General features: G+C 73.8%; 5 protein-coding genes. All 5 read right to left on the bottom strand.

The features are described from left to right. Positions 1 to 76 precede the first annotated feature (76 nt). On the bottom strand, positions 77 to 1,255 hold the full coding sequence (gene moeZ, locus ACTYVM_RS15015; protein WP_400028993.1) for an adenylyltransferase/sulfurtransferase MoeZ: 1,179 nt from the start codon (positions 1,253 to 1,255) through the stop codon (positions 77 to 79). Positions 1,256 to 1,318: 63 nt separating this feature from the next. Next, positions 1,319 to 2,068: a spherulation-specific family 4 protein gene (locus ACTYVM_RS15020; RefSeq protein WP_445526429.1), complete on the bottom strand. Its 750-nt coding sequence runs from the start codon at positions 2,066 to 2,068 to the stop codon at positions 1,319 to 1,321. Next, complete coding sequence (locus tag ACTYVM_RS15025) at positions 2,056 to 3,018, bottom strand: NAD-dependent epimerase/dehydratase family protein (RefSeq protein ID WP_445526430.1); 963 nt, start codon at positions 3,016 to 3,018, stop codon at positions 2,056 to 2,058. The genes ACTYVM_RS15020 and ACTYVM_RS15025 overlap by 13 nt, the downstream gene beginning before the upstream one ends. 249 nt (positions 3,019 to 3,267) lie before the next feature. After that, on the bottom strand, positions 3,268 to 4,476 hold the full coding sequence (locus ACTYVM_RS15030) for a hypothetical protein (RefSeq protein ID WP_445526431.1): 1,209 nt from the start codon (positions 4,474 to 4,476) through the stop codon (positions 3,268 to 3,270). After that, positions 4,473 to 6,203, bottom strand: coding sequence for a DUF3492 domain-containing protein (locus ACTYVM_RS15035; protein WP_445526432.1), 1,731 nt, complete (start codon positions 6,201 to 6,203; stop codon positions 4,473 to 4,475). Before ACTYVM_RS15035 ends, ACTYVM_RS15030 begins: the two co-directional genes overlap by 4 nt. Between the last annotated feature and the right edge of the window lie 161 nt (positions 6,204 to 6,364).

The following is a 6,364-nucleotide window of genomic DNA, read 5'->3' on the forward strand; positions in this document are numbered from 1 at the left end:
GTCGGTGCCGTGGGCTTCGTCAGTCCCGCTGGTCAATGAGTCACTTGATCAGAGGACGGTGATCAGTGGAGGGTGATCAGTAGACGGGCTTGTGCGGTTCGATCTGGTTGACCCAGCCGATCACGCCGCCGCCGACGTGTACGGCGTCCGCGAAGCCCGCGGACTTCAGCACGGCAAGGACTTCCGCACTGCGGACACCCGTCTTGCAGTTCAGGACGATCTTCTTGTCGTGCGGGAGGCTTTCCAGGGCGGAGCCCATGAGGAACTCGTTCTTCGGGATCAGCCGGGCGCCCGGGATGGAGACGATCTCGAACTCGTTCGGCTCGCGGACATCGATGAGTTCGAGGTTCTCACCGTCGTCGATCCACTCCTTGAGCTGCTTCGGAGTGATCGTCGAGTCGGCGGCCGCCGCCTGGGCCTCCTCGGACACGACGCCGCAGAAGGCCTCGTAGTCGATGAGCTCGGTGACGGTCGGGTTCGTGCCGCAGACCGCGCAGTCGGGGTCCTTGCGGACCTTGACCTGGCGGTACTGCATCTCCAGGGCGTCGTAGATCATCAGACGCCCGACCAGCGGCTCGCCGATGCCGGTCAGGAGCTTGATGGCCTCGTTGGCCTGGATGGAGCCGATGGACGCGCACAGCACACCGAGGACGCCGCCCTCGGCGCAGGAGGGGACCATCCCGGGGGGCGGCGGCTCCGGGTAGAGGCAGCGGTAGCAGGGGCCGTGCTCGGACCAGAAGACGGAGGCCTGGCCGTCGAAGCGGTAGATCGAACCCCACACGTACGGCTTGTTCAGCAGCACGCACGCGTCGTTGACCAGGTACCGGGTCGCGAAGTTGTCCGTGCCGTCGACGATCAGGTCGTACTGGCTGAAGATCTCCTTCACGTTGTCGGCCTCGAGCCGCTCCTGGTGAAGGACGACGTTCACGTACGGGTTGATGCCCTTGATGGAGTCGCGCGCGGACTCGGCCTTGGGGCGGCCGATGTCGGACTGGCTGTGGATGACCTGGCGCTGGAGGTTCGACTCGTCCACCTCGTCGAACTCCACGATGCCGAGCGTGCCGACGCCCGCCGCGGCCATGTACATCAGTCCCGGCGAACCCAGGCCGCCGGCACCCACAAAGAGCACCTTGGCGTTCTTCAGCCGCTTCTGCCCGGCCATCCCCACATCGGGGATGATCAGGTGGCGGGAGTACCTGCGGACCTCGTCTACGGTGAGCTCGGGAGCCGGCTCGACCAGGGGTGGCAGCGACACGGGGACTCCGTTGGTCGGTCAAACACTACGGTTGTTCTCCTGGTAACACTGCCACGGCCTTCTTCATTCCGAGACACCTCGTCCGACCCGCGAGACGATTTCGTCCCAGTAACCGGGCAGGTCCTCCCAGGGACCGGCGGTGCCGTCGCGATCGGAGCGGTCGGTGAACCAGAGGGTCGCCGCCCCCTGCCAGCGGGCGACGCGCAGCGCCTCGTCGAGGTGGCCGCGCGGGAGGCCGTGCACGAAGTGGCAGAAGCGCTCGGGCGGGTAGTCGGCGGTCCACTCCGCGGCCTGCGACCAGCGGTAGTCGCTCCACGGGCCGCGGAAGGTCACCAACTGGTCGGCGTTCTCGGCGTAGCCGGGGTGCGGGTGGGTGCCGTGGCCGAGGACGATGTGGGCATCGTCCTGCAGGGCCCGCAGCGCGCCGATCGTACGGCGGACCTCGGGCAGCCCGGCGCGCTCGGCGGGGCAGCGGTCCAGCAGGAAGCCGTCGGCCCGATACCACTCGAGGTACCGCCGCGCTTCGGAGACCAGCTCGGGGAAGGACCGGGCGCCGTACGCGGCGTCGAGGTGGCCGAGGACGCGGACGCCCGCGTTGCGCAGCCGCCCCGCCGCCTCCAGGCAGTGCGGGTCGGGTTGGACGCCGGGGCCGTCGGCGACGTTGAGGACGACCCAGTGCAGGGGGGTGCCGGGCCGGGTGAGTTCGCTCCACTCGGCGGGGGCGAGCAGGGGGTGGGCCCAGCCGGGGACGCCGAGTCCGGTCCGCAGTCCGGTGCTCGGGACGCTCACGGGGGTGCTGGTCAGATGCGGCATGCCGCCTCCATCCAGATGTCGGCGAGGGACTCTTCGAGGTTGATCCGGGGCCGCCAGCCGAGCCGGTCGCGGGCGGTGCGCACATCGGCCTGCTGCCAGCTGCCGCAGCCGTCGGGGTACGGGTACGCGACCGGGGCGGGATGGTCCGAATCGGTCCGGGGGTGCCCGATGGCGGCCCTGAGGTGGCCGCCGGGCGGGCCGTCGAGTTCGTGGAGGGCGCCCCCGTATCCGGCGACGCGGGCGAGGGTCGCCGCGGCGTCGCGCAGCCGGACGGCGCGGCCCGAGCCGATGTTGATGACGCCCTGCGCGGCCGAGAGGGAGGCGGCGTGGACGGCGCGGGCCACGTCGCGCACGTCGACGAAGTCGCGCTGGACGCCGAGACCGCCGAGCTTGAGGTCGCTGTCGCCGGACTGCATGGCGCGGCGCATGGCCTCGGCGAGCCGGCCGAGCGGTGAGCCGGCCGGGGTACCGGGTCCGGCGGGCGAGAAGACCCGGAGCACGACGGCGTCGAGGCCGGACCCGAGAACCAGTTCGGTGGCGGCGAGTTTGCTGACGCCGTACGGGCCTCCGGGGCGGGGCACGGCGTCCTCGGCCGTGGAGGAGCCGGGCTGGCTGGGGCCGTACTCGGAGCTGCATCCGATCTGCACCAGGCGGGCGCCGCAGCCGCTGCGACGCAGGGCCTCGCAGACGGTGGCGACGGCGACGGTGTTGTGCCGGGTGAGCTCGCGGGCGCCGCCGCGGGTGGCGCCCGCGCAGTTGACGACGACGCCGGGGTGGACCGCGTCCAGGAAGCGGGTGAGCGCTCCGGGACTGCCGGCCGCGAGGTCGAAGCGGACGTCGGCGTCGTCACCGCGGCCCAGCGCGGTGAGCTGGACGGCCGGGTCGGCGAGCAGGCGGTCGGCGACGAAACGGCCGAGGTATCCGTTGGCTCCGATCAGCAGAACCCTCATCGGGCGGCTCCCGGGGTGTGCGCTCCGGTGGCTCCGGATGCTCCGAACGCTCCGGATCGGGCGGTGGTCATCTGGTGTTCTCCTTCTAAGGGGTGGTGCGACGGGCTCCGGTGGTGGGTCGGGGGCACGCGGTGGGTCGAGGGCACGCGGTGGGTCGGGCGTCTGTGGTCGACGGCGGAACGCGGGCGGCGCCCGAGGCGGCGGCCTTACGGGGGCACCCAGGAGTGACCTGGACCGGCCTGGCGTCCCTCACGGCTGCCGCTCGGCTCGCGCATGGGCGGAGGCCCGGGTGAGCGTGCGGGTCGCGTGCAGGAGGAGGGCCAGGGCGGCGGCGCCGCAGGCGAGGGCGGGTACGCCACCGGGGCCCCAGGCGGCCACGAGCGTGTCGACCGGGGTGGCGAGGGCACCGCAGCCGGGGAGGCGGGCGGTGAAGACGGTGGCCTGGACGGTTACTTCGGCCGCGGCCGCGGCGCCGAGGGCGACGGCCGGGGCGCGCGTGAAGCCGTGCGTGGTGAGGAGGCGCGCGAGCAGCAGCAGCGCGCCCAGGGTGAGGGCCTGGGCGTAGCCGGCGGGCTCGTCCAGGACCGCGCCGCACACGGCGAGCAGGGCGGCCAGCGCACCCAGGAACAGGCCGAACATGCCGAGCAGCAGGGGCCGTACGGACGCGGCGAACTCCTCGAGGCCACGGCTGGTGGTCACCTTGCGCCGGGCCCCCACGGAGAAGAGGTGCGCGGTCCAGGCCGCCGGTCCGCAGGCCAGGGCGAGCGCCAGCACGGGGGCGGTGGTCAGGGGCCAGGCCCCGGTCGCGGTGCCGTCGGGCAGTCCGTCGGGTCCGCCGCCGACGGCCGCGCCGAGCAGGCCGTCGCCGAGGAGGGCGTACCCGAGAAGCCAGCACGTCCTGGTGCGGATGCCGGGCGTGTGCGGGCCGTGGGGCGTGCGCCGCTCGGCGCGCAGCGGGCCGTGGCGGAGCACGGCGCGCAGGCCCAGGCCCACGGCCACGACGCCGAGCGAGGCCACACCCAGCCGGGTCCGGCCCTCGGTCAGGCGCAGCCCGGCCACGGCGGCCGCGCACAGAACGCCGGGCAGCAGGCCGAAGGCGACCGTGCCGGGACCCAGCCGGGGTACGTCGGTGGTCTCGTGCCGCGGGGGTGTCTCGGCGTCTCGGCTGATCCGGGCGTACATCTCCTCGGCGAGTGAGAAGACGTCACGGTGGCGGAAGCGGGCGGCGGCGCGGTCGGTGACGCCGTGCGCCTCCAGGCGCGCGGCGATCTCCAAGGGATCGACGGCCCGCTCGCACAACTCGCGATGACGGTGCATCAGTGCCTTGACCGGGTCGGCCGCACCGCGCCGGGAGGGCAGGGAGGCGCTCTGGTCGGGGGCAGCCTCGCCGAAGCCGCCGCCCGGATCGCCCAGCCCGGTCGGGGTGCCGAGGTGGTCGCCGGTTCTCGGGCCGGTCATCGGGAAGCCTCCGTGGTGGTCGTGGGGGCCGCGCATCCCGTCGGTGAGCCGGTGGCCCAGCTGGGGCGCGAGCGTGCGGCGGCGTGGTCCACGGACCGGGTCCAGCGGCCCGGCACATGGGCCTCGGCGGGCGCGGCGAACGGGAGGGGCTCACCGGTCTCGTCGAGAACGACGCGCTGGACCGGACAGTGCGAGACGACCTCCAGGTAGATGCCGTGGAAGGCCGCGATGTTCTGCTCGACGGTGAACAGTTCGAGCGCGCGGGCGCGGGCGGCGGCGCCCAGTCGGGCACGGCGCTCGGGGTCGCGCAGCAGGTTCACGCACACCTCGGCGAGCGCCCGCGGATTGCGCGGGGGTACGACCACCCCGGTGCCGCCGACGACCTCGACGACCGCGCCGACGTCCGTGGAGACCGTCGCACGGCCGCAGAGCATGGCCTCGATCAGGCCGAGCGGGAAGCCTTCGACCACGCTCGACAGGACGACCACGGCGCCCGAGGCGTAGGCGTCGGCGAGGGTCGGCACCTCCGGGCCGCCGATCTCCTCGAAGGACACCGGGTTGTCCCCGACGGTGTGCGGGCCCTCGGCCTCGTCGGGGAAGAGCTGGGCGGCGAGCGCCCGGCAGTGGCCCAGGTAAGCGGCCCCGTCGGAGCCGGTTCCCGCGCTCACGATCCGCAGCCGTGCCTTCGGTTCCTGTTTGCGTACCTCCGCGAAGGCGTGCAGCAGGGACACCAGGTCCTTGGCGGGCCCGACCCGGCCGACCCACACGAGGGTGTCCGGGTCGGCGGCCTCCGGCGACTCCCCGGCCTCGGCGAAGGGGGCGGCGTCCATGCCGGGGTGGACGGTGCGCAGGGTGGCGCGGTCGGCGCCGCAGCGCTCCTGCCAGCGGCGGGCGTGCGCGTTGCCGTGGGTGACGACGGCGGCCCGCCGGTAGACCTCGGCGGCGAGACGGCCGTGGAAGGCGGCGAGCAGGGCCCGCACGGGCGGGGCGGTGCCGTCGGCGTCCGCGGCGAGGTAGTGCGCGCGCAGGTGGACGCCGTACTCGGTGACCACCAGGGGCACGCCGGCGAAGTGGCGGGCGAGCAGCCCGGACAGGGCCGCCGTGCCGCCTGCCGTCGCATGGCAGAGGTCGGCGGCGCCGAGGCCGTCGTCCTCGTACCAGTCGAGCGACAGCGGGCCCAGTGCCTGGCGCAGGTGCGCGGCGACCGCGAGCAGATCGGGGACGCGGGCCTCGCGCGCCGCCCGCGGAGCGCCGGGCGCGCGGCAGGCGCGTTCCAGCGCGCGGACGGCGGCCTCCGAGCGCAGCGCGCCCGCCAGGCCGCCCTCGTCGCGGGCGAGTTCGGCCAGGCCGTACAGCGCGCTGCTGAAACGGTCCGCCTCGGTTCCGGCGCCACCCGTGCCCGCCGCCCTGCCGGGCTCGCGCAGTTCGCCGCCGCTCGCCTCGACCAGCGCCGACGCCAGTTCCCCGAAGCACTCGGCGAAGCGCCGGCGCGCACGGCGTCCGTACGCGGTCCCGTCGTCCTCCTCCGCCCACAGGGACGCGGTGCGGACCCGGCTGACCTGTGGCGGCAGGGGCGCCCAGCCCTCGTCCTCCTGCTGTCGGCTGCGACTGAGCGCGTAGAGGTCGAACTCGTGCCGTTCGAGCCCGCGCACGAGCCGTTCACACCAGAGTCCGGCGTCACCGCTCACATACGGATAGCCACCCTCCGTCACCAGTCCGATGCGCACGCGTGCACCCCCGATCTCCCGTCTCCCGTGTCGGGAGCCGCCGTCGCACCGGCGGCTCGCAGCGGCACGAACGTATGCGGACATGACGGTGGCGGGGGGGGGGGGGGGAGGGGGGGGGGAAAAAAAAAGGGGGAAAGAAGGCACTTCCCCTCCCTATAGCG

This window comes from Streptomyces cyslabdanicus, assembly GCF_052663305.1.

What these genes read in the sequence shown, in the direction of transcription:
- ACTYVM_RS15020 (WP_445526429.1), bottom strand. Translation starts at nt 2,068, where the DNA reads ATGCCGCATCTGACCAGCACCCCCGTGAGCGTCCCGAGCACCGGACTG.
- ACTYVM_RS15025 (WP_445526430.1), bottom strand. Translation starts at nt 3,018, where the DNA reads ATGAGGGTTCTGCTGATCGGAGCCAACGGATACCTCGGCCGTTTCGTC.
- ACTYVM_RS15030 (WP_445526431.1), bottom strand. Translation starts at nt 4,476, where the DNA reads ATGACCGGCCCGAGAACCGGCGACCACCTCGGCACCCCGACCGGGCTG.